General features: G+C 46.4%; 22 protein-coding genes. 5 read left to right on the top strand and 17 right to left on the bottom strand.

The genetic code is table 11. The features are described 5' to 3' along the window. Positions 1 to 15 precede the first annotated feature (15 nt). The 15 genes from AAA946_RS18165 to AAA946_RS18095 form a co-directional block, all read right to left on the bottom strand. Entirely contained in the window at positions 16 to 483 is a 468-nt protein-coding gene (locus AAA946_RS18165; RefSeq protein ID WP_338166191.1) for an ApeP family dehydratase, read from the bottom strand. Then, positions 476 to 1,669, bottom strand: coding sequence for a beta-ketoacyl-ACP synthase (locus tag AAA946_RS18160; RefSeq protein WP_338166190.1), 1,194 nt, complete (start codon positions 1,667 to 1,669; stop codon positions 476 to 478). Before AAA946_RS18160 ends, AAA946_RS18165 begins: the two co-directional genes overlap by 8 nt. Beyond that, positions 1,662 to 2,246 carry a DUF3261 domain-containing protein gene (locus tag AAA946_RS18155; protein WP_338166189.1) on the bottom strand — a complete coding sequence of 195 codons (585 nt, stop codon included), beginning with the start codon at positions 2,244 to 2,246 and terminating at the stop codon, positions 1,662 to 1,664. The genes AAA946_RS18160 and AAA946_RS18155 overlap by 8 nt, the downstream gene beginning before the upstream one ends. Then, a complete protein-coding gene (locus AAA946_RS18150; RefSeq protein WP_338166188.1) occupies positions 2,243 to 4,522 on the bottom strand; it encodes an MMPL family transporter in 2,280 nt (759 codons plus the stop codon). Before AAA946_RS18150 ends, AAA946_RS18155 begins: the two co-directional genes overlap by 4 nt. After that, positions 4,522 to 5,145 carry a LolA family protein gene (locus AAA946_RS18145; RefSeq protein WP_338166187.1) on the bottom strand — a complete coding sequence of 208 codons (624 nt, stop codon included), beginning with the start codon at positions 5,143 to 5,145 and terminating at the stop codon, positions 4,522 to 4,524. The genes AAA946_RS18150 and AAA946_RS18145 overlap by 1 nt, the downstream gene beginning before the upstream one ends. Further along, on the bottom strand, positions 5,133 to 5,543 hold the full coding sequence (locus AAA946_RS18140; RefSeq protein WP_338166186.1) for an acyl-CoA thioesterase: 411 nt from the start codon (positions 5,541 to 5,543) through the stop codon (positions 5,133 to 5,135). The genes AAA946_RS18145 and AAA946_RS18140 overlap by 13 nt, the downstream gene beginning before the upstream one ends. Further along, entirely contained in the window at positions 5,544 to 7,085 is a 1,542-nt protein-coding gene (locus AAA946_RS18135) for an HAL/PAL/TAL family ammonia-lyase (protein WP_338166185.1), read from the bottom strand. Continuing rightward, positions 7,078 to 8,715, bottom strand: a complete 1,638-nt coding sequence (locus tag AAA946_RS18130) for a glycosyltransferase family 2 protein (RefSeq protein ID WP_338166184.1) — start codon at positions 8,713 to 8,715, stop codon at positions 7,078 to 7,080. Before AAA946_RS18130 ends, AAA946_RS18135 begins: the two co-directional genes overlap by 8 nt. Next, positions 8,712 to 9,056, bottom strand: coding sequence for an ApeI family dehydratase (locus AAA946_RS18125; protein ID WP_338166183.1), 345 nt, complete (start codon positions 9,054 to 9,056; stop codon positions 8,712 to 8,714). Before AAA946_RS18125 ends, AAA946_RS18130 begins: the two co-directional genes overlap by 4 nt. A gap of 2 nt (positions 9,057 to 9,058) precedes the next feature. Next, positions 9,059 to 10,396 carry an AMP-binding protein gene (locus tag AAA946_RS18120; protein ID WP_338166182.1) on the bottom strand — a complete coding sequence of 446 codons (1,338 nt, stop codon included), beginning with the start codon at positions 10,394 to 10,396 and terminating at the stop codon, positions 9,059 to 9,061. 4 nt (positions 10,397 to 10,400) lie between these two features. Further along, positions 10,401 to 10,943 (bottom strand): hypothetical protein, encoded by a 543-nt coding sequence (locus AAA946_RS18115; RefSeq protein ID WP_338166181.1) that lies wholly within the window; start codon positions 10,941 to 10,943, stop codon positions 10,401 to 10,403. Between the two features lie 12 nt (positions 10,944 to 10,955). Continuing rightward, positions 10,956 to 11,210 carry an acyl carrier protein gene (locus AAA946_RS18110; RefSeq protein ID WP_338166180.1) on the bottom strand — a complete coding sequence of 85 codons (255 nt, stop codon included), beginning with the start codon at positions 11,208 to 11,210 and terminating at the stop codon, positions 10,956 to 10,958. A 1-nt stretch (position 11,211) separates the two neighbouring features. Further along, on the bottom strand, positions 11,212 to 11,487 hold the full coding sequence (locus AAA946_RS18105) for a phosphopantetheine-binding protein (RefSeq protein ID WP_338166179.1): 276 nt from the start codon (positions 11,485 to 11,487) through the stop codon (positions 11,212 to 11,214). Beyond that, positions 11,468 to 12,115, bottom strand: a complete 648-nt coding sequence (locus AAA946_RS18100) for a lysophospholipid acyltransferase family protein (protein WP_338166178.1) — start codon at positions 12,113 to 12,115, stop codon at positions 11,468 to 11,470. The genes AAA946_RS18105 and AAA946_RS18100 overlap by 20 nt, the downstream gene beginning before the upstream one ends. Positions 12,116 to 12,276: 161 nt before the next feature. Next, positions 12,277 to 12,963 carry a beta-ketoacyl synthase chain length factor gene (locus AAA946_RS18095; protein ID WP_338166177.1) on the bottom strand — a complete coding sequence of 229 codons (687 nt, stop codon included), beginning with the start codon at positions 12,961 to 12,963 and terminating at the stop codon, positions 12,277 to 12,279. A 284-nt stretch (positions 12,964 to 13,247) separates the two neighbouring features. Between AAA946_RS18095 and AAA946_RS18090 the strand changes: the two genes are divergently transcribed. Continuing rightward, a complete protein-coding gene (locus tag AAA946_RS18090; protein ID WP_338166176.1) occupies positions 13,248 to 14,315 on the top strand; it encodes a methyltransferase in 1,068 nt (355 codons plus the stop codon). Between the two features lie 22 nt (positions 14,316 to 14,337). Further along, positions 14,338 to 14,868 (top strand): acyloxyacyl hydrolase, encoded by a 531-nt coding sequence (locus tag AAA946_RS18085; RefSeq protein WP_338166175.1) that lies wholly within the window; start codon positions 14,338 to 14,340, stop codon positions 14,866 to 14,868. A 46-nt stretch (positions 14,869 to 14,914) separates the two neighbouring features. Here the strand turns inward: AAA946_RS18085 and AAA946_RS18080 are convergent, their stop codons facing one another. Next, complete coding sequence (locus AAA946_RS18080; protein WP_338166174.1) at positions 14,915 to 15,574, bottom strand: SHOCT domain-containing protein; 660 nt, start codon at positions 15,572 to 15,574, stop codon at positions 14,915 to 14,917. A gap of 790 nt (positions 15,575 to 16,364) precedes the next feature. On the opposite strand from AAA946_RS18080, the gene AAA946_RS18075 reads away from it, so the two are divergent. The 3 genes from AAA946_RS18075 to AAA946_RS18065 are packed head-to-tail and all read left to right on the top strand — an operon-like array spanning position 16,365 to position 22,147. Further along, positions 16,365 to 16,943: a hypothetical protein gene (locus AAA946_RS18075; RefSeq protein WP_338166173.1), complete on the top strand. Its 579-nt coding sequence runs from the start codon at positions 16,365 to 16,367 to the stop codon at positions 16,941 to 16,943. Then, positions 16,936 to 19,158: an integrase gene (locus AAA946_RS18070; protein ID WP_338166172.1), complete on the top strand. Its 2,223-nt coding sequence runs from the start codon at positions 16,936 to 16,938 to the stop codon at positions 19,156 to 19,158. The genes AAA946_RS18075 and AAA946_RS18070 overlap by 8 nt, the downstream gene beginning before the upstream one ends. Then, positions 19,151 to 22,147 carry a tyrosine-type recombinase/integrase gene (locus AAA946_RS18065; protein ID WP_338166171.1) on the top strand — a complete coding sequence of 999 codons (2,997 nt, stop codon included), beginning with the start codon at positions 19,151 to 19,153 and terminating at the stop codon, positions 22,145 to 22,147. The genes AAA946_RS18070 and AAA946_RS18065 overlap by 8 nt, the downstream gene beginning before the upstream one ends. 33 nt (positions 22,148 to 22,180) lie before the next feature. On the opposite strand, the gene AAA946_RS18060 is transcribed toward AAA946_RS18065, so the two are convergent. After that, complete coding sequence (locus AAA946_RS18060) at positions 22,181 to 22,996, bottom strand: DUF6933 domain-containing protein (protein WP_338166170.1); 816 nt, start codon at positions 22,994 to 22,996, stop codon at positions 22,181 to 22,183. Positions 22,997 to 23,660: the final 664 nt, after the last annotated feature.

The raw sequence follows: 23,660 nt of genomic DNA, 5'->3' as shown, positions 1-23,660 counted from the left end.
TATCCGTTCTCTCTTTTAATTCTTTTTCGATAGTTCGGCGAGCATTTCATCACTCGCGACCACGGTGTTCACCTGCCCTGTGCTCATCACGTTGCCGTTAACATCGACAATGTCACATTGATAGACAGCCATGTTGTCATCTCTCACCAGTTCATTTGCTGTGATTAGGTAAGTCATACCCTCAGCAAAGGGGCCACCTTGGTGTTGATAACGCCTCGCTCCGAGCAAAAAGCCAATCGGTGGTTTCTGCCCTTCATCGCTGGCTTCGATTCCACCCAATGCAGCGATGGTTTGCGCCATGTACTCAATGCCGACCTGTGCTGGCACACTGCTATATTGAGGCTCATAAAGAAAACTGTCTGGAGTGATCGTCACCTCACAGCAAATGTGCTTCGCACTGTGCTCTACCACATTATCGAGCAAGATCAGTGGAGCGTTATGCGGCAACAGTGCCGCAATATCTGGGTATAATTTGTTACTCATCGCATTGACCTACTGCGCTTAATACTATTGATGCATTGTTACCGCCAAAAGCAAACGAGTTAGACATCACATGGTTTAGCGGTTCAATCTGGGTATCTTGTACAAGGTGGATGTCTGCTAAAGCAGGATCTGTCTTACGTTGCAAAGGCCACTGTTTCGGAATCGGCTCATTGTTAGCACGTAACAACAGCGTGCAGATCGCAGCCTCAACGGCGCCAGCAGCACCTAAACAATGGCCTGTTAAGGCTTTAGTAGAACTCACAGCAACCTCTGTACCAAAAAGCTTATGAATCGCTGTACTCTCCATGGCGTCGTTTTGCTGAGTTGATGTGCCATGAGCATTGATGTAGCCCACATCCCTTGGCTTTACTGCCGCTTTTGTCAGTGCCATCTGCATCGCTTGATAGGCCCCGCTGCCGCAAGGCATCGGACTTGATAGATGGTGAGCATCTGCAGACTCACCAAAGCCGCTAAGTTGCACATCACTTTTGTCTTTTGTCACAATGAGCAGCGCACCACCTTCGCCTACATTAATTCCGTTGCGCTGCTGATCAAACGGACGACAAGGCTCAGCCGACACCTGCTCCAGCGAGTCGAAACCGTTCACAGTAAGCTGGCAAAGCGTGTCAACACCACCGCATACCACCGCATCACAAATGCCACTTTGGATAAGTTTACTGGCACTGATCATCGCACGCGCAGATGAAGTGCATGCTGTCGACACGGTGTAAACAGGCCCTTTCGCTCCGATGAGCTTCGCCACCACCTGAGAAACATCACCCATATCTTGATGCTGATAGTCATAAGTCAGCGGCATTTCACCCGTTTCTGCCTGCTGCTCTGTAAAGGATTCTGTCGTTTCAATCCCAGAGGTACTGGAGCCAATCACCACGCCAATACGCTCGGCAGCGTAGCGTTGATGTAATGAAACAACCCCCGCTTCTATTCGCTGGCACAAGAAGTGCGCTAGCCGGTTGTTGCGGTTGTTGGCATAGTCTGCTTCATTTGCTGTTGGAAGGTCATGGATAACCCTTGCAACGTGCGCCTCTCTCCCGGAATACACCGGTTTATCCCAAGCCATGAGGCCCGGTGCTTCACCTGCGCGTAAATTGGCAAGCAGTGCTTCGGGCTCAAAACCTAAACTGCAACTGACTGCAATATCTTCTATGTATATCTTTTTATTCACTCACTACCTTCCATTGAAGAGTTTGCAATTGGTAACTCACACCATACTCTGGATAACTCACAGAGATTGATCCATGAGCACTGTGATGATTGTCATACTCGATACTCATCACCAAATCATTGGCTGAGTCATAAAACTGTCGTCGATTTTCGCTGCTGTCTAAGCGCCATTCCTTTGCTGCTAGTAGCGGGGCTAGGCTTGGTGTTGGCCAAACAGCCAGCATCATATCGCTCATAACATTTCGCGGTTGTATCGATGCCTTATCTAAACCCGGCATTGACTCACTTTTCAGCTCAGATCCGTCCCATGTCACAGTAAACAGTGGCACTGACAGCGTTGAGAACCCAGCCAGCTTTACCTCATTGGCATCAACCTGTAATAGAGTGCGAACTCGGTGTTGCTGCTGTTGATAATCCACCGTAAGCAATTGCTGGGTGAACAGCGTTCCACCATAAGACTCAGGGGACAACAAAACCTGAGGTGTGGAGACACTCGAGGAACTCATGAGTGAACCACAGCCCGATATCCACATCACACCAATACATAACAATGTCTTAATAAACCCAGCTCGTGTCATGCTTGCTCCCTTGAATAGGCATGCTTGGTGCTGTTGGCATTTAACAACACGATTGCTGCTACGAGCCAGCTAGACAAAATGCCTATACCGACCGTGAGACCAAAGCTGGCAATAGCGTAGTTACTTGAAAGGGCCATCAAGCCAAATGACAGCAATGAGCTTATCCCAGCGACAAACACTGCCAATATCGTATGTTCAGAGTCGCCATGGCAATGAAGGAATAGACTGTAGTCGATGCCAATGCCAAAGATCAGAAATAGACCCAGTGCGTGGAACAGCGTTAATGGCTGTCCCAGTGCCGCTGGCAATGCGGCAGCGATAACGACCGCGAGCAGAGGGGCGGCCATCAATCTAGGCAGAGCACGCCAGCCAAAATAGACCCCAACGATTGCCACGACAGCAGCAATCGCCACAATAAGCAATCGAGAAACACGCTCACGGTAGTGACCTAACATCGCGCCAATATCATCCACGTAGTTGATATAGAACTGTCCTTCGTCAAGCATATGACTGTCAATCTCGCCGGTCATGCCAGATAACTGCACTAAGGCGAAGTGACGACCGTCATCAAGCTGGCTAGAGAGCGCAGGGATACCCGTAAGGCGCTGGTGGGCAGTTAAAGGCTCAAATGGATTCACTGTCGGCGCTGTATCTAGCGACGCAAGACTTGCTAACTTTTGGCTTTGCTCTGCCACTAATCGTTGATAGTGTTTCCAGTTACTGGTTTGCTTAGCGATCGATGGGATCCATTGACTCGATGCAACATAGCCTTGCAACTGGCCGTTATCGATCATCTGGTCTAGTTTGCGCGTTAATTGCTCTTCGCTTTGTGCCACACGCTCGGCACTCTCACCAACAACGATCAACCAGTCTGAGCCACCGAAGCTTTGCGTCAATGCCTTAATACGCTGTTCATCGTTGACCAGCGCTGGGTCTGGCGACTGCAGCATCCGCACATCATCATTGGTCTCAACCGCGTGCCAAGCGTACACAGCAATGCCGCAATAGATCAGCGCTACCCACCATACCCGCTTGGGATGACATAGACGTTGAGTGATCCTCATTAATCCAGAGGCTACACGAAGTGGTCGTGGCGATGTGTTCCACACTCGCATAAATGGATACCAGAACAGCACGGTCGCCAAGGCGCCAAACAGCCCAAACACCGAAAAAACCGCCATCTGATTTAGCACTGGCAGGTTGGCAAATAATAGGAAACTATAGGCTATTGATGAACTCACCACACCGGCCAACAAGGCGGTACGTAGCTTGGTCACTACGCTCTGACCATTCATCAAGCTGTCATGGCAAGCGCGATAACTTAGGTAGTGAAACGAATAGTCAAAGGAGAGGCCAATCAGGCTGCTTCCCATTACAATGGCGAGTACATGTATCTCCCCAAACCATGCTAGCGTGGCAGCAAGCCCGAAAATGACCCCGCTAATAATGGATAACAGCGTCATAACGAGGGGCTTGGTATTGGCGAATACCCACATCACGACCACTACCACCAGCAGCAAGGCTCCACCACCAATAATCGATACCTCAGAGGTAGCTTTATTCATTGCACTAGCGGAAAAGAACCCCGCTCCAGTGCGATAAACCACGACCTGATGCTGCTCGGACACCGACGCAAGGATGTCGTTAAGCGTTGCGATTGCCCCAAGTGAGTCACTACTAAAGGCACTGCTGGCTAACGTTAACTGCATCAGTGCTTGAACTTTTTGATCTTGATTGCCGATTAAAAGGTCATCTTGATAGCGAAAGGTATTCTGGTCGACAATCGCTAACATGTAACGCTCAAAGGTTTGCCAAGGATCGTTGACAAATGCTTGGCCACTGATCCCCGCCGGAGAGTACAGGCGGCGAAGGGAAGACGCGGTCAAAGCATCGCTGTTTCCGCTGCTTATCGTCTGGCTATCGGCCTCAGTAAGCAACTGATGGCGATAGCGAAATAGTGTCTCGATAAACTCAAATCGCTGCTCTGCCCCTACCACAGTAACGTCATCGATAGTTGCAGTTAACTCTGTGATTTGCTGAGCCGCTTGCTTAACCTGAGATAATTGCTGGCCCTCGACCACGACCAGTAGGCTATGCTCAAATGCTTTTGAGGCATGCTTCAGCGCGATATCGAGCGCTTCGGTCTGTGTCTCTGAGGGAAACATACTAAACAGACTAGTTTGCACCGCACCGCCGGCAAGCCACCGACCACCACTAAACAGCAGTGCGGCACCTAGCACGGCAGCCCATAACCAAGGGACCAAAGCGCGGCGCATTACTGACCGCCTCGCTGTAACCAAGACGCCAGCGCGTCGCTAGTGGCGGTTGGTAGTAGCTCTACCACCGTATGGTCACCCGTCACCTCATACATGGTGATTTGTTCAATCGCCTGCTCGGTGCCTTGCAGCACCACAAGTGAAAAAATCGCATTTAATGGTGCCGAGATTGGGGTCATCTCGATGCCCCAACCAGCGGGCGATTTAACACCTTCAGGATTGTCGATAACGGACAGCTCAAAGCTACGTTGTAATGCTTGTCTATCACCCGCAAGCATTGCAGTAAACACCTCAGCCATCAGCGAAGATACACTGGCGGGAACATCCTGCAGCACCAGTTGGTCACCTTGGCCGCTATACAACTTTCCTGCTTTAATGACCAGCAAGTCTTCAAACGGCACTCGCTGTTGCCATACCACACCATTTTCTAGCTCAATGCGGTACGTCCCCTCAGACATCAGTGGCTCGCTAAATCCTTTGATAGATTTACGCTGTTTATAGTGGCCAACTTGTACCGTTTCTCCGCCCAAGGCGGATAGAACGGCGTCGAGCTGATCCACTGTCTCAGCTGATGTTGGCAGAGCAAGAACAAGCGCCAGCGCGCCTAGCATCAGTTTACGCATGCTTGGACCTTGTCTAACAGGCACTGCGGTGAGGCAAACAGCATCTCTTGTGTTGTCAAACAGACCGCACATTGAATGGTGTGTGCTTTAATGCTTACCTTTCCCGTGGTGTGGTTAAACACCACAAAATCCATCTTGACTCGATTTTCCCACTCCGTCAGTGTCGCGGTGATCTCAAGCTTATGCGCATGTTGACTCGGAGAGACAAATTTCATTCGCGTGTCAACGATGGGAAAGGCATAACCTGCACGCTGCATGTCCGCATAAGAGAAGTCGATACGATCGAGCAAAGCACGGCGTGCCTCTTCTAGATAGCGATAATAGTTGCCATGCCACACTACCTGCATCGGATCGCAGTCTTGGAAGGCAACAGTGACAAACGCATTAGAGCTGATCATCTAATACCCCTTAAAATAGCGACCGTTAAGTCGGGTTACACACTCACGCAGTTCTGCTTCGAGCGGGCGATCGTGAGTTAAAAATGGAGAAAACTCTCGCACCTCAGCAATCGTGGTCGCAATCACAGAGCTCAGTTCACCCGATTCCAACTCTTTGCTGCTCAAACGCAGTTCGACCCCTTGCGTAGCCGCAAATAGGCAGGCTGCGGTTACTTGCTCGGTCAGTTCAATCACACGTCGGCAATCACGAGACGCGATAGTGCCCATACTGACTTTGTCTTGGTTGTGACTTTCAGTTGAGCGCGAAAACACCGAGGCTGGCATAGTGTTTTTTAGCGCCTCTGCTGTCCATGCCGAAACACCAATCTGCACCGCTTTAAAACCGTGACTGATTGGCAAGGTAGCCTCGTCAGCACCCGTTAGGTTGTATGGGAGACCGTTGTTAAACTTGTAGTCACATAACTGCGCCAATTGTCGATCTAGCAGATCTGACACATTCGCCACGGCGGTTTTTAAACTGTCCATTGCCATGGCGATATGCCCACCGTAAAAATGTCCACCGTGCAGCACGGTCTCATCTTCACCATCGATGATTGGGTTATCATTGGCAGAGTTAAGCTCGGTTTCAATCAGCTGTCTGGTCCAGGTTAACGTGTCCTCAAGCACGCCAATAACATGCGGTGCGCAGCGCAGTGAATAGCGATCTTGCAGACGGTCAGAGTTACGTGGTGGACGCTCAGAAGCAAGGTCCTCACGCAACCTTTTGGCGCATTTAACCTGACCAGGGTGAGGCTTAACCGCATGCAGACGCTCGTCATAGTGAAAGGCATTGCCCTTCATCGCTAACGTCGTCATGGCCGTAATACGCGTTGCCATCTGCGCTAGGTAATCGGCTCGTTGCCAGTTGAGGCAGGCAATGGCTGTCATCACAGCGGTGCCGTTCATCAGCGCTAGGCCCTCTTTCGGGCGCAACACAATTGGTGTCATCCCAGTTGCTTGCAGCACTTGTTTTGCCGGTACCTGCTCACCTTTATAAACAACGTCACGCTCACCAATAAGCGCTGCGGCAACATAAGAGAGCGGGGTTAGATCTCCCGAAGCACCCACCGAGCCCTCCTCCGGTATCAGAGGCATAATGTCATGCTCAAGCAGATGAACTAGGCCCTTGAGTAGATCACCTGAAACGCCAGATTTACCAATGGACAGCGACGCTAAACGCGCCGCGACAATCGCACGCGACTCGACCTGACTAAAATGGTTACCCAATCCACAGCCGTGAAATCGAGTCAGTTGCAGGGGTAGAGACTCAACGAGATGTTGTGGAATGGTGACGGTGCAGCTGTCGCCATAACCCGTAGTCACACCGTAGATTTCGCCGTCTTCTTTCAACAATCGGTCTAAGAAGGCAACCGAACGCTCGATGACATCAACATACTCTGGTGTACCACAAATAGCTGGCTTCGCGTTACGCTGTGACAAGGCATTAATACATTCAATAGTGATAGGTTGACTGCCAAACATCACTGTCTCTAAACTACTCATTATCTAACTTCCAAAAATCAAAAAAATTAAACCATTGCAAAGGGTAACGCAGCGCATAATGCTCCAAACGCGATACATAGAGATCAACGTTGTGCTGAATATCCTGCTCTCGGTTATGCCGACTCAAAGGCTTGAGAGGCAATGCTTCAAGGTGAACATCAATGCCGTCTTTGTCACTAAATCCAAACATCACATAAGTGGGATGCTTTAGCACTGATGCCAAAATAAAAGGGCCTAAAGGAAATGGGGCTGACTGACCTAAAAAGTCACTCCACACCACTCGCCTGTTCTGCGACACTGGTGTCCGGTCGCCAACGATGACCACCCACTCGCCTTGCGCCAGCTTCTGCTTCAACAGTACCGCAGTGTCTGGACCTAGATCGGTCACCTGTATTAGGTTAAGGGCACTATCTGCATTGACAGATTCCATGACTGCATTGAACTTTTCAGCGTGTTGCGTGAACACGATGGCATTCATTTTAAGTCCGGTATACTGACGACTGAGGGCCCGACATACCTCTAGATTACCAAGGTGACTGCCAATGATGAGGCAGCCCTGCTGCTGATTTGCAGCTTGATCGAGCAGCGCCCTATCATTGATCGAGATCTGATTGACATCGTACCCCCCCATCCAAGCCGCGAGCTTGTCTAGCATGGATGAGCCAAAATGGTACAGATGGCGATAGCTACTGTGCACCTTGCTCTCACTACGCTCAGCTATCGCTAACTGAAACTGTTTTGAAGCACGACGAGATTTGTGGTCGGCAAGGTAGTAGTAAGCGATAACAGGATGCAAAAGGAGATTAAACGCACCACGACCAAGCAATCGATACAGCGTAAACAGTAACTTCATTCCCAACACAGTGCCGTTCTCTTTGCGCTTAGACCAGTGGACATGACGACTTAGATTACGCAGTAACAGTTGTGGAATTCTTGGCAGCATGCCGGTAATCAAACGCGTGTGTAGCCAACTGATACGAAGGTTATCTTTCACCCCTGAGAAATGACTGAGTCCATCCTCTGGGTAATGAACCTGTACCGGCACATAGGCTATGTCCACTCCGCGCCAGTAAAGACGCACCAAGACTTCGATATCGAAGTCCATTCGCGTACCTAACTTAGTGCTATCAAACAAACAACAACACTCATCCAATGGATAAACTCGAAAGCCAATCATCGAATCTTTGATCTGCAGCGATAGTGTTTCAATCCAAACCGAGATATGGGTCGCATAACGTCCGTAAAGGCGCGCCTTCGGAACAGACTCTCCATAAACGGGCATCCCAGATACCAGCTTGTTAGGGTCTTGCTTGGCTGCATTTAATAACTTGGGGATCGCCTCTAAATCGTGCTGGCCATCAGCATCAACCTGCACTGCATGGGTAAAGCCTGCTTTATGCAAGTGACGGATCCCAGCCATCACCGCGCCGCCCTTACCTGAGTTTACGTTCAGGTGCAGTTTGTCCACCAACAGGTTGTCGCTAGCGAGTCGATCGATGATCTCCGTGGTTTGCTGATCACTGCCATCATTGACAATAACAATGGGCATCTGCAACGTGACCAGCGATTCGATCACCTTGATCAGCGCCGGACCATGATTGTAGCAAGGGACAAGGATGGCACTCTTCATCGCAGCTTTACCTTACCTCGAGAATAGGTCTTGGTTGAATCAAAGTAACAAAAGCTAAGCTTGTTGGTCGCAGCATCCAAGGAAAATTCTAGCGTGAGCCGCGTATTGGGTGGCACTGGACTCTGATACTTAATTGCTTCCATTCCAACCAACTCGAGTCTTTGCTGGTACATCAACTGGGCGTAATGAAGCACCCAATCAAGCTGAGACACGCCGGGCAAGATAGGAAAGTGCTCGAAGTGTCCCTCAAAATAGCGCAGGTTAGCGGGCACAAACAGGGTTAACGACCAGCTACCTTGGTGCTGTTGGCTCTGTTCTAGTTGGGGTAATTGCCTTTCCATCGTTAAACAAATAACTCCTCGATTTGCTGAATATTGATCTTGCCTTGGTTGTTGTATGGGATCTGCTCAATGACCCTCACCTTGCGTGGCAACGCTACAGATTCCGTTTCTTTGAGCAGATGTTGTCTTAGGAGCCTCCACCAATCACCGGACTTAAATGAGTGATTGAGTTCAACGCCCACTTCACTCAACACGATAGCGAGGTTAATGGCCTTGCGGGTATCCGTATCAATAGTAACGGCAACCGCGTGGGCAACTTCTGGCAGCGTTGCTGCCAAGCGTTCGATGGCCGTCAAAGAGATCCTTTTTTCGGCAATCTTAACGACGCGATCACTGCGTCCTAACAAGCGAAAGCTTCGCTCGTCTATGGCAACAACTCTATCGTCGGTAACGTAGTCTTGCTCTGGTAAAATAAAAGGCGAGCGGACAATCAGTTGTCCTTGTGATGTCGAATAACTGAGCCCTTGCAGTAGTTGCCACGGCTTATCGGCCTCGCAGGCCTGCCGCCAAGCGATACCGCCCGTTTCCGAGCTACCAAATACCTCGATTGGCAACAGGCCCGAGAGCGCTCGAAAACCTTGTGACGCGGTATAACTAAGTGGTCCACCAGAGCTGAATACTTTTGCAGCACAAAGCCCAGAGCCCGCCGTATTTAAGTGTTCAATAAACACCGGACTGGTAACAAACCCTGTTTGCTGGTCACACAATGCGTTCGCCGTGTCCGGGTTAGTTACCATACTGGTGTGAAACGGACGCCCAGAGAGCAGCGGCCAAACCATCAAGAACAGAAACCCGTAAATGTGAATGTGTGAAACGCTGCCGACTACCTTGGTTACTGTTCGGCACTGACCAAACTCTCGCTCCAGCACCGCCGCCTCACGCTCAAAGACCAGTAGAGGCTTGGTGATTTTTTTCGGCGTACCAGTGGAACCAGATGTGTATAGCTCAACCTGACAACTTTTCGCGTCAATGGGCTGGAACCTGACGTCAACCACTTGTCGCGTGGTATCACTCCAGCTCACCAGCAAATCGGGCGTGGCTTCGTGATTGTCTGACATCAACGCTGCATGCTGGTGATACTGAGACAATGTCGCCGGTGCTAGATTATGCGGAAAAACCACCGTTTTACCTGCCTGTTGGCAAGCAAGCATCGACACTAAGTGTAGCCATGGGTTATTAAAGGCTAAAACCACACGCTGTTGCTGCAACGAGCGACATTGTAGAAGTAGTGCTGCAACCTCTCTTTTGAGATCTAGGACAGTTTTGTTGTTGGTTCTGGACAATGCCAATATTGAATGGTCTTGTGAAGACTCTAATAATTGATGTAGCTTGGACAGCATGCGACTAGCCTAATTTCCTTTTTCGATATATCCATTCACCGCCACCCAACGCGCCAATGAGTAAGTAGCTAATAAAACCGTTATAGAGCATCCACACCTCATGGCTAATGCCTATGGTAATCGCAGCCACTGAGCCGTTGACGAGAAAAAACAGGCTCCATATTTTGGTTAGTTTCCGCGTATACACTAAACCAGCTTGATCCAGTGGCTCACGCAATTGAGCAAGCCGAGTGATGACCGGAACTCCCGAGTTCAGCGAGGAGTAAAAGGTGGTAAACAACGCCCCGTTGATGACCACCGGATAGATCAGCATTCCCAATGCCTGTTCACTCAACAGAGAAAGGACCATCACCGAGAGGCCCAGTACTGGAGGCAACCAGTGGTTGATCTCTCGCTCGCCCTGGACATAGTGCGTGAGCAGCTTACAAAGTAGTAATAGCGACATGACGCCCGCTACCAACTGAAAATATCCATTCGACATCGCCCAATACAGCGTGAACGGATAACCCAATGTAGCGAGCAGTAGCAGCGGCTTGATAAGGCTCACTAACACGCCTCGTTATGCGTCCGCAGTTGCGACGAGCTTCACCACAACGTCGACGATGTCTTTTACCTGACGAACAGACTTAAACTCTTCTGGCTTGATCTTGATTTCCGTTTGACGTTGCAAGTGAACAATCAAATCGACCGCATCAATGCTGTCGAGCTCAAGATCATCAGCAATATTGGCTTCTAAGGTGATCTCTGCTGGGTCAAGCTCAAACAGCTCTACCATCGCGTCTTTGATCAGCTCAAATACTTTCTGTTGGTCCATACTAGGCCTCCGCAGATACACTTTGTTGTTCGATCAACGCCGCTAAACTAGCAACTGAACGAAAGTACTCTTTCGCTTTAGGATCATCACCGTTGATGACGATGCCAAACTCTTGCTTAATCGCCAAGCCAAGCTCTAACGCATCAATAGAATCGAGGTTCAGACCAGATTCATCACCAAACAATGGCTCATCAGTATCAATATCTTCAACAGAGAGATCTTCAAGGTTTAGCGCATCGATAATGAGTGTCTTAATTTTATTTTGTAAAGTTTCCAAGAACGTAATCCTCTATCGTCATTTGTTCCGGTTTGAGACTTGGCTCAAGCGAAGCCTCAAAGTAGCGAGTTAATCGTCGTGCAGCAATTGGGGTCGAGCGTGAGCAGTCGACAAGTGCTTGTGTCGACTCACACTCCAAAATTACTACATCTATTTGTGGCTTTATTTGCGGGACATCGTACCAAGCGATCCCCTTGTAAAGCGTTGCTGGATTGCTAGTGATCAACACTCGTTGGATATCGGTGTTGCAACGAATAGCAAGTTGAGCAGCGCCTCTTTGGCATTTGACTACTGAATTTGGGGTCGTTCGTGTGCCCTCAGGGAACACAAGCAGTTTACGTCCAGACGACATCTTACTCTCACAGATGTCCAAAATATCTTCTGAGTCATTAGGGATATAACCCGCCATCTGAATAACATGTCGAATAAATGGGTTTTTCCACAAAGAGGCTTTTACGATGCAATCACACTGGCGTAATTGTCCAATAATGATAACCACATCAATTAATGTTGGGTGGTTCGCCACAACCAACGCCCCTTTATTAGTGACAAACCTCTCTTTATGATGCACATCAATAGAGAGTACACCGACAAAATTCATGAACCATACAAAACCTTGGAATGCCACTGATATCCACCATTGACATAAGTCTTGCCTAGCTAACTTATTTCGCTCACAGATAAATATTAGAGGAAAAATGACATAGGAAAGAATTAATCCACCAAATCCAAATAGTGTGAAGCATATCCCAAAACCTAACTGCCTAAGCCTAACTGACAACTTACTCATTATAAGGCCACTAAACAAATGTTTAATCGATTCGCTATTAAATCTGCCGACTGTTTGCTTATGACGTTACTGATAAAATCAACCAATTGCTGTTGGTTTGAATGCGTCTGTTGCGAGTTAGTATTGTTATTAATAGATGTTAAGCTAAATCGAAAATCAGTTCCGGCAGTTAACATCATAGCCAAAACACCGGCATCATCACGGTTTATGAACGGTTCCAGATCGGGTGGCGGATATTCGTCGGCTAACACCAAACACACCGTAGAGCCCGGCGACGAACCTAGGTGAGAAACCGCCTCGACCATAGCCATTGCAAACGTGTCATCGCTAGCACAAACTGTTGTAAATGAAACGTTTTGACTGTTAGCTATAGTTAAAAGACCGGCGGCAGTACTGTGAACAGACTGAGCAAACTGGGTCGGAGATAGTTCCTGATTATGTGCCAAGCTTTGCAGTAATTTCTGGGTGCGATTCAGTTCCCCATGTTTGGTAGCGAACACAAGGAAGTCAATGTCTGAACCAAAAATAAAATCACTTAGCGCCAACACCTCTCGTGTCAAGGTGCTGCTTCGTCGAAGTATTGACTTTGGGATATTCGGTGCTTGCGATGGAATGTAAACGTCATCCAAACTCGTACACCGCGCTGTAAATCCTTGGCTCATAGCGAGCTTAATCTGTAAATCCATTTCTTACATAAACGCTAAAATTATTACACCCATAATCCTATATAATATATAGATGTCGGTAAAGGGATTTGAACAGCTAATCAAATCGGTTGTCTAAAAAATTAACAATCTAGTTAGCGGTGAATATTACAAAACGAATTAAAACAAGCCATTAACACAACATTAACGCACAATGTGTTGCAACACCAATGTCATGGCAAAGTAAAATACATTCTATTGCACTAGCCTTAAAATTAAAATAGGCTATATCTGCAGTTCAATTATTAATGAATAAAAAGCACTAGATGGAATTTTATAGCAACGATACACTCACGGCGGTTCAAGCCAAAGAAGAAGCACAACGACTCGCATTTGCACCCGTTGCATTTCAAGCAGCAAAATCTTTACGTGATATTGGAATTCTCAATGCGCTAGCCACGTACCGAAAACAAGGCGCGTCAGTCGAAACTCTCGAGCAACTTGTAGACGCAGACCACTACGGTATTAAAGTGCTGTTAGATATGGGTCTATCTGTAGGACTGGTCACTCTGCAAGGCGGCAACTACGTTTTGACTAAACTCGGTCATTTCGTCAATCACGACGAGATGACACGAGTTAATATGGATTTTGTGTCTGATATTTGCTATCAGGGCATGGCTGAGTTAACGACTTCTATTTTAGAGTCTCGCCCTGCTGGGCTAGAGACACTAGGTAACTGGCCAACTGTTTATGAAGGATTATCAAGCCTTCGCGAGCGAGAGAGAAAAAGCTGGTTCGACTTTGACCACTACTACTCTGATCGCAGTTTTCCTACCATCCTTGAAACGGTCTTTTCGCGATCAGGCAAATCCATTTGTGATATTGGTGCTAACACTGGTAAATGGACGCTAAAATGTTGCGAGTATAATCCAAACATTTCAGTGACCATGGTTGACCTACCACAGCAGCTTGCCATCGCCACCAAAAACATTGAAGTTCAAGGATACAGTAACCGCGTTTCTGCTCATCCTACCAACCTACTGGACATTAATGCGACTCTACCTGAGAAGCATGATATCTATTGGATGAGTCAGTTCTTAGATTGCTTTAGTCAGGCAGAGGTAGTCAGTATCCTTTCTCGTGTCGTTGAAGCGATGAAGTCAAATTCGGAGGTATACATATTAGAGCTGTTCCCTGATCGTCAAGATTACGAGTCTGCAAGCTATACGCTTAATGCCACCAGCCTTTATTTTACCGCAATAGCAAACGGCAATAGCCGTTTCTATATGAGTTATGACTTCCTGCCTTTAATTGAAAAAGCTGGACTAAAGATCGTATCCGTCACAGACAAGATTGGCTTAGGCCACTCACTTGTCCACTGTGTAAAAGCGTAACCCTAACTAGGAGCGAACTACTATGTATCGTCTGTCTCGGTTTTTGCTCCTAAGTTGTTGCCTCTCTACGACAAGCCAAGCAGGTGAGATCCTGTTTGGCTTAGGCGCTGGCCCCCAGTTTGGAACTGATGACCACAATCAAGCCGCCTTTGTTGATGCCATCCTATACGACTACCACCGCAGCTCGCGCCAAATATTGAGCCTCGGTACCAGTATTACCCATCTAAGGACAAACAGTGCATCTGGAAGTAAACAGCTCACAGCGTTTTCTATTTTTCCGGAATTGCGATTGAGCTCGACTCTGGGCAGCAAAGAGGTGTTCTTCCATGTGAGAGCTCTGGGGCCTAGTTACCTAACCACTACTACATTTGGAGAACGAGAACAGGCAGTGCATTTCGCCTTTCAAGCTCAAGTGGGGGGCGGGATCTATCTGGATAAAGAAAAAAAATACCAGCTTAGATTTCAATACCGACACTTTAGCAACGCTAACTTAAAACAGCCGAATGACGGAATAGATGTACCATTTATCGCAAGTATTGGCATAAAATACTAATCAACCGCAATAAATGGTACAGCTCTATCATTCAACCGTCTCTTGACTACAAATCGGAAATCAGTTTCGCTCTTTTATCCTCAAACTCTTGTTCCGTGATGACACCGTTGTGAAAAGCCTTATTGAGAATTTCCAGTTTCTCGGCAAAACGCTGATGTTCGTTTTGATTATATACACTGACAAATCGATTGAACTCAGGGCTCGCGATTAGCTGCTGGAGATGCATAGCTACGGCCTTTGGAAAATATACTCCCATATTTCGACACGCTTTATCCGCCATATAAGAGCTTTTGTCATTATATATAGTGGAGACGTATGCTACAGAGTCACCCAACGTATACTTCCCATCGATATACCAATTGGTATTTCCTAAGGTAGTTTCAAAGTCAACTCGAGTAAGCCTTACTTTGATCTCTTTAGGACTGGAGACTTGGTACTTTTTACCTGCAATCAACTCACTCTCCAAAGAGCTTGCGACATACTTAGTAAAAGTATCACCATTGATTAATTTAACTGGACCGGCTCCACGACATTGCACTACACCAGTGTCAGTAAAACTGGCTGGTAAATACGTGACCGATAACTTAGTTTGTACGTTACTTAACGCATTGATATTTTCAACCTGCGGTGAGTAACTTTGAATCGGAAATGTGGAGCATCCCGAAAGCGTTAACATAGAAAAAGCAATTATTATTTTATATTTCATTGTTACATCCTGATAAAAATCAGCATGTTAACACTAAATATAAAACCAGGCGCATACCTTTGCTATATTCGAGTTGCTCATCACACTATGTGCTCTAGTCTATTATCTTAGTACCCCTAACGGCCAAATTAGCGCACAGCAGATTGCCTCGCCAGCAATGAAATATAGCGACAGTTTGCTAGCCCGAGCAGCGTAACCCAAACAAGCACGAGCTGTGAGTAAGTCGCCAAATCTATAACCGCCACAAACACCGTCAATACCCAGATTAAGATCAGTCTACGTTGATTGTTACACTTTGAAAGAAACTGCGTCGATAAATGCAACAGCCCATATAGATGCCCTGCATCTGTATTACTGCAACCGAGATCACCTAGCATAGCCGTCAACCATTCAGCTAATGAATAGAAGGCAAACGAGCTCAATCCAATACTCGCGGTAACTTTCCAAGCAAACAGGCACTTGATGAGCTACTGGTTTCTATCTCTTACTAAATACACCGTAATATCTGGTTGTATAACTGGCGACTTATTGTTTATTAAGCTATTGAAATAAAGGGAAGACTTGGAGCGTGCAGCGGGAATCGAACCCGCATCATCAGCTTGGAAGCATTATACCCACTCAATTTTTTACTGTCGAATAATTCAAATTAAACGACATTTCAGATAGTTACCGTTGCATACCCTACCAAATCTCGATCTCATTTTTCACCATTTTTGATCGATTTTTTTAATTTTGAGTCTCGAGTAATGTACACTTATTGTACATTTTATGACTTAAACGAGCGTTTGAAATGTCTCATATTTTGTCGAATCGTTCAAAAAATCGATTAGAATTTTTGATTCATAGGGCTGCCCTACCCGCCTTTTCGTTCTTTCATTCTCGGCAGTTTTGGGTGGATAAAGCGGTTATGCAGCAGTCGTCTTTAGATGAGATTAATGTCGGTCTCACACTTCAGGCCGTGCGCATATCAAACAACAAAATCGCCATTATCTCCGGATTTGAATCCTTCAGTTTTTCATTAACAACGCTGAAGCTCGTCGACTGCGAAGTGCTTGTTCACGATGAGATGAGTGATGTTGAAGTCGAGAAAAGAGCTTGGTTGGCCGTGTTACGCGCGATGCTTTCCTCAATCGACAACAAATCAGCAGAAGACTTTCGTCGAGCTCTTAATCAACAGGCGCCCAACACCATCATTAAATCTCTTTTTGATAAGAATAAATTGAGTCAAAAACAGCTCTCCGACATGACACACTCTTCGAGAAGTTCTCTCGCTCAGCAAAACGCAAAAGCCCAAACCCAAGAAACGCCGTCTAATGAAGAACCTTCCATTTTTGAGCAGCTGGTACGGGAGAAAAAACGAGATGTTTGAAGGTGTAAAAGAGCGGTTTAAACACAAGAATATCGAGCGTTTTCTAAAGCAGCTCTTCCCATTCGACGAGAGTCACAATGCCCTTATCGCAACTGAAGTCATTCGGCTATGTGCAATCATCAGAGAAGAATATAGAAACGAGTTCCCAGAAATCCCCTTTCTTGTTTCAGAGGCCCAAAGAGTACAACGCCCGCCGGTTTCGGCAAATTTGCACGACATAGTCATCTCAATTTCGAATAGTAAGAATCTTGGTGTCCACTATCTACCTGCTTTCTTGTCATCCAATCTTTTGCTTACTTCCTATGACCGCAACAAATTCGACCAATATAAAGCGCTGACTTTTTTATCCGTGGCGCGCCTTTCATTTATTGGCACGCATCAATCCAAAATCAAAGACATCTGTAATGACGTGAGGTTATTTGCCAATGGTAAACGAGAAACAATGGCCGCTTACTTGCCAGACATTGAACAGCTCAATTTTCACCAGCTTGTAGAAGCGTTTCAAACTCTTGTTGATGAAGAGAATGATGATCGTCCTCCAAATCAAGTGGTCGACAAACTTAATCACTATCGCCGGCCCTATGAGTCCACTTTAAACTACTCGGACGGCTACACTCGTAATGTTACTAGTAATGAATTCAAAAAAAGTGGTCGACTTGAACAAGGTGAACTCAAAACACTCGATGACGATGGTGAAGAAGGGTTATTTGAGCTAACACAGTTCAACGAAGGCCCCAAATCAACGAGTCATAGCTGGCAAAAAGAAGACCACCACGGTGAGAGCAGTCGAACGACAAGTATAGTGAGCAGCTACACCCACACTCAACCGAGCTATGCAGCTGGGGCGTTGCATGCTCGCGCCATTCAGGCTCGCATTGAAAAGAGAGACATGAGTCTTGCTTGCGATATAGACAGTGCGACTATTTATGAAATAGGTGCCTTGGTTCGCTATTGCATGGAACAAATCAGCACCAATTCAAACACTTTGATGGCAGCCAAGTTACTGCTTGTTATGCTATTTAGCGGCAGTACCTACACCCAAGCCAAAAAGCTGAAAAGTAAACGCTCCTCGCACCGAAAGCTCGTAGGCTTTTGCCGAAAGCACAGGCTGCCTTCTCAAAAGCAGCGTGCTGAGCTCCTACCCCTTCTGACAAAAACCTCGGAAGAGTTTTGGTTGCCTTTACCGCAGATTGTCTGTCAGAGCTTGAGCAGCCTTACTTTCAAGGGTGTGGAAGAAGCGGAGCTGAAAGGGTTGCTCAGTTACATTAACAAGCGGCATGATACACATCTAACACTGAGAAAAGTTACATCCTATCTCAGACAGAAGCTGTCGCATGAAAATGTTGACTCGACCATTATTGCTTTGCTTACAGGTGAGCCAATTAACACCATACCTGCTGTGTTTTACCTACAGCTTTCTGATGGCTACCTACTTCAAACATACAACCGTTACTTGGACTTCCTATCACACTTAACCCCAGTTCCCTCCGCGTTAACTCTGTTCGATGAAATTCCCAGTCCTTTATCACTTGGTTCACCCTTGTATATTGAAACGGACGTTTTGTCTTCATTGTTTGCCCACCTTCAGTCAAAACTGAACTCAAAGCAGCCAAAAGATGAATGCTTCCATAACAACATCACAATTTACACTCAGCTTGTTCTTGCGATTGCATCAGGCTATCGCCCCGTCACCGGTTGGTTTGGAAAAATCACGCACCTATCGCTGCAAACAGGCGACTATTGGATTTCAGACAAAGAGTCCGGTATTGGTGATAATAGCCGCGTCATCAAGCTTCCAGACATCACGATTAAAATCCTCGACAACTATTTGAGCTATTGCAAGCGACGAGTATTACAGCTCGCCAACACTCAACCAGAGCTATCACTCGAGTATAAACGTTTACTCACAGGTGAGACTCATCTCTTTTTCTACTTAAGAGAAAGTCAGTATGAGCCGTGTACACCATCAAACTACACATTTTTCATTGACTCTGTCTTCCCTCTCCAAGCCAATTGGGCACGGCATCACGCTCGGTCACTATTAACGGCAAAGGGCGTTGACACCTCAGTCATTAACGCCTGGATGGGACACATGAATCAATCGAAGCGCAGTTTTCACGAGTTTAGTACGCTCACCCGCCAACATATGGTGACGATCTCAAACATCCTTAACGAACACCTGTTAGATATTGGCGTGGAGGCCACCTATGACTGAGATTGGTGTCGAAGCTCGCCGTAAAAATCGACTGAACCAGATAGAGCGAGTCAATCAAAAAGCACAGCAAGTATTTGAAAAATATTTCCCGAACCCAGTCATAGTGCCGAAGCCTGAACGTTTTTATAAAGACTGGGCGAAGTTCATCGATGACATCACCCACATATTTGGGCGAATTGGCGATTACCGACGTGCCTTTAACATCGGTGTAAAAAACGTCCTCAGTTATCAAAAACTCTATAACTGGAAGGTCAGCCCTCCAAGTTACATTGTCACCAAAAAGTCACCTAAACCACTGCGCACGCTCGATTGGATGCAGAGTGCTTGGAAAGGCTATGAGTTCTATCAACATTGGTACTTCGGTGAGCTACTGAAGTCGCCCGCTCCATCCAAAGAGCAAGCTTTTCGAAATCTCATCCTTTCGCTCATCTATCATAGCGGCCAAGCGAATCCTGATGTTGTAGACGCCTTCCAACGATTAATTGCTAGCTCAAACGTCACAGTGCATCATTGGAATCAGTCGCCTTTTATTAGCGTAACCATCGACTCTGAACGGTTTAACACCAATGTTGATGTCGCGAGAAAGAAAGTCACCCAATTTCATTGCTACCTTCACCCTATTACACTTGGCTTACTTCGTTTATGGAAACGGTGGCAGCGCCATAATTGGCAGGCGCCTAGAGATAGAGGCGAGTTGGGCACCATATTGACAAGAAATCAATGCGACCTGACTTTCAGTCAACTTTGCAAATCCTCGGTCTACGTGGCAGAAAACCAATCTGATTTAGCAATCAGCCAGGCGCTCATTGAATACCAGGTGAGCAAAACAAAGTCTTACGGTCTTCCGCCGAGCAATCTTGCTCGCTTGATTCACCCAATGGTCTATCCATTGACGGATATCGACGTTACCCCCGCTTCGGCTTCCTCAGATTCTGAGTTAAGCGCAAAGAATGCGAAACCAATATCACAACACCTTGAACTCTTTGACAAGCTAAAAGCTTGTTTGCGCCCCAAAGGAACCCTCAAACCAGTGAGCAAAGCAACACTCAAGCAAAGCCTGGAAACGTTGATAGCGGAAATATCGAGTGAAGAAGCAATAAACCAACGCTTACTCATCCAGTGGTATCGCCATAAACTAGACTCTTGCAGTGTCGGCACCTTAAAAGCGTACCATTCGAGCCTAACACGCAAATGGCTTTACCTTAGCGAAAGATATCAACTGAATTCACTCAACAGTGAAGAGTTGGAACAAATCTATAAGCAAACCATCGACAGCCACACGACAGACAAGTCAAAGAAGTACTTTGCAGGTCGACTTAAAGACTTACACGCTTTTGCTGTGGAAGCCAATGTGCTTACGCCTATTTCGAGTGACTATTTGCACACTGACCCTACGCAAGCCCATACTCGCGCCGCGTTTGTCGATGAAGCACTATTCACAGGTCTACTTAACGGTATCTCTTCTACTGAGGGGCTAAATGAAGCCGATAAACTGTGCCTTCAATCAATGTGTATCCTCTCCTATCGATGCGGCCTAAGACTCAATGAATTGGTCAAGTTACGAATCAAAGACATTGAGCCTTCCAGAATTGGCTGGCTCTCCGTTCGAGATAATCACCTTGGTCAAAACAAAACCGCAGCGAGTTTACGGAAAGTACCGCTTTACCCAATGTTGCTTGAGCACGAAACCAAAATCATCAACGACTATTACCATATCAAGCAGGAACAACAACTTGGACAAAAACACCCCTTCTTTTCGCTTGGTGCTGACGCAAAGCTTCCCGTAGATAGCTTTCGAGTGTCTATGCTTGTAGGGGAACTGCTCAAGTCCCTTTCCCAATTGAACTATTTTGTGTTTCATCACCTTCGCCATAGCAGTCTAAGTAGGCTGCAACTTATCTTGGAAGTCGATGACTTAAGATCACTACCCCAACAGTTATCCCCATACGATAGAAGCCAGCTCCAGAAAATCAAAGACATCGTGTTTGGACGATCGGCCATGAACGGCTACGATGCCATCGCCGCTATGGCGGGTCATGAATCGCCACGGATGACCTTTGAGCATTACTTCCATTTTTCTGATTGGATCGTTGCTCAAAAACTGAGAGAGATCGACTTTTCACTTCCTCAAGGCGCAATGAGCCAAGTGGGCTTATTGCCTCAAAGGGTCCCACTTGAGAAAAGACTCAAACGATATGTCCTGCCCTACTTGATGAAAAAGCTCGCGATTCAAGAGCTATCAACAAACATACACAATGGTATTGTTCCCAAGCTCCATATTGAAGAGGATAAAGAACTCCGTTCCATTCCGGTTTGCCAAAGTGCTCTAGAGCGTTACCAACAAGGCTTTAGCCGTGAAGATATTTGTGCGAGGCTAAGAATCAGCGAGACAACATTAGACAAGTGGATTAGCAATGCCAAACACATCAAAGCATTTTCCACGGAGTCGGCTGGTCAGCAATACTCCCGTCATTTTTCTAATGCCCGCTCGACGAAACTTCTGCCCTCAGCACTCAAAACTTCCATAGAAATCAAAACGCAGAATCAATACATAAAAGATCTAAAAGAACACCACCAGCTACACCATGAAGCTATTGTCGATGCCATTAAGTACGCCCTCAACCACGCCAGTGTTTCTCGCTCAGGTATCCATTTCAACTCACCCATTGAGTTGAGCAAATTTCTTGAGACAACCCACTTATTTATCCCTAAATCTCACTGGCGCGCGGCAACGCAGTACCTCGATAGCAGCATTAAAAAACCGGAATGGCTCGATGCCCTCAAAGGTATTAAAACGTACAAGGAGAGGAAGCCATCAGGGCGTAGTAAAAAAGCACAAGGGGCGGTTAGGTTAGAGTTAGCGCACCCTAGTTCACGAATGAACAACAAGTCAAAAACTAAGCGATCATCCCCACTTTTGCTACATTTGTTCCATATGATGGGGATTATGATGATGAACCTAAATGGTGGGGATGAATCGACCCCCTAAAAGGAACACCTATTTAAGATGCTAGGTCTCCACTTAATGCTTAACGTCACTTTTGAAAGCAAAGAGATCAACCACGTTATCTGGGATGGTCGCTTTTTCTTGTGACGTTTCATTCGTCATCGAGGCCGCAACCATTTCCATTTGTGCCTGGATTTCCGCTATTTTTGCTTCACCTTGAATACTATCTATCATTTGACAACGTAGGGAGGAGAAAAACGGACGAACTAGCTCCAATTCATTGTCGTGCAACTGACCATAATGGCTTGCCCACTGCAGGAACATCTCTTCATCAGGATAGAAGTAATCTTTACTTACTTTAGTTTTGCGAAGCAAGCTATTCACCCACTCGTCAAACGAAGCGGATTCAAACTCATTATCAGGCAGCGTACCCACTTGATAAACACGGTCTTCGAATTGCCAAGCTACATCATTAATATGGCTTTGCACGCTGCGGTCGCCTCGTTGGCAGAAATAAGGACGTGGATGAAGAGTAAGGAAGCAGTTAAACATCTCATGAAAGCTGTCATCATCGCCCCACTCAAACTCCTCCATAAAAAAGTGAAGATTGTTAAACAGGCGCTCGACAAGTAAGTTGGTAAATTCAAGCCAATCCCCCTTCTTCACGCCGCAAAATACCATCGCATAACGCGTATGTACATGCATCGCTACAATCACATTTTTTCGCTGGACCTTGATGACATGCACAAGCCACTGTGAAATGGGCTCAAAAGTAGTACCTACGTCGGAAATGGATTCGGTGGGTTTATCTTCAATAGGTGTCTGCTTTTGACCTCGACGAGAAACAGTAAAAAAGTCCGAAGCGGCTTTAGTGCAATTGAATACTAACAAAACGTCTTCCTAAGTTGATTAATGGTCACAAATCACGCTGCCGTTTCTTGCTGATATGACGACAATTATATACTGAAAGCATCTACCAACCTTACTCACAAGTCATCTCGATGTCACTATGAAAGCTCTAAACAGCCGCATATTCCTTGAAGTTCGCTGCACATAAACTAAAGTTACAAAAGGTAGTCGGTAGCTCGCCGTTAATGAGTATGGCTTAGCGATGGGAACTCGCCTCAGTGAATACGTGTTCCCCTTGATGTATTCACTGTTCTTTCCAGTTTTGCTTGCAATATATCAACTCTATGAAGCAAACGTTTTATTGCAAGTTATCCACTAAAACTGTGTACAAAACTCAACCAAAACCAGTAACACCGTTCAATCGAGACACTGATAAAATACCCCTTTAAATTCAGAAGAATAAAGTCTAAGCCTGTGAGTTAATGAAAATACTGCTTAATGCGAGTGCGCATTTTTCATACAGCAACTGTTAATTTCTATCACTTGAGCCAATTTAACGACGATTAGCAGAAATAGTAGAGAACAACCAGGGTCGAAACAACCTCAAATTATACATAACCATCTGAAAAAGTTAACTTTTATATAACTTTCAGTTTGACACTGGAAACACAATATTATTAGAGGACTCCTTTGCCCTATGCTAACC

The sequence above is a fragment of the Vibrio sp. 10N genome, assembly GCF_036245475.1.
Taxonomy (GTDB): Bacteria; Pseudomonadota; Gammaproteobacteria; order Enterobacterales; family Vibrionaceae; genus Vibrio.
Note: the sequence above shows the minus strand (reverse complement) of the source record. Positions and strands in the feature narration are given on the sequence as shown.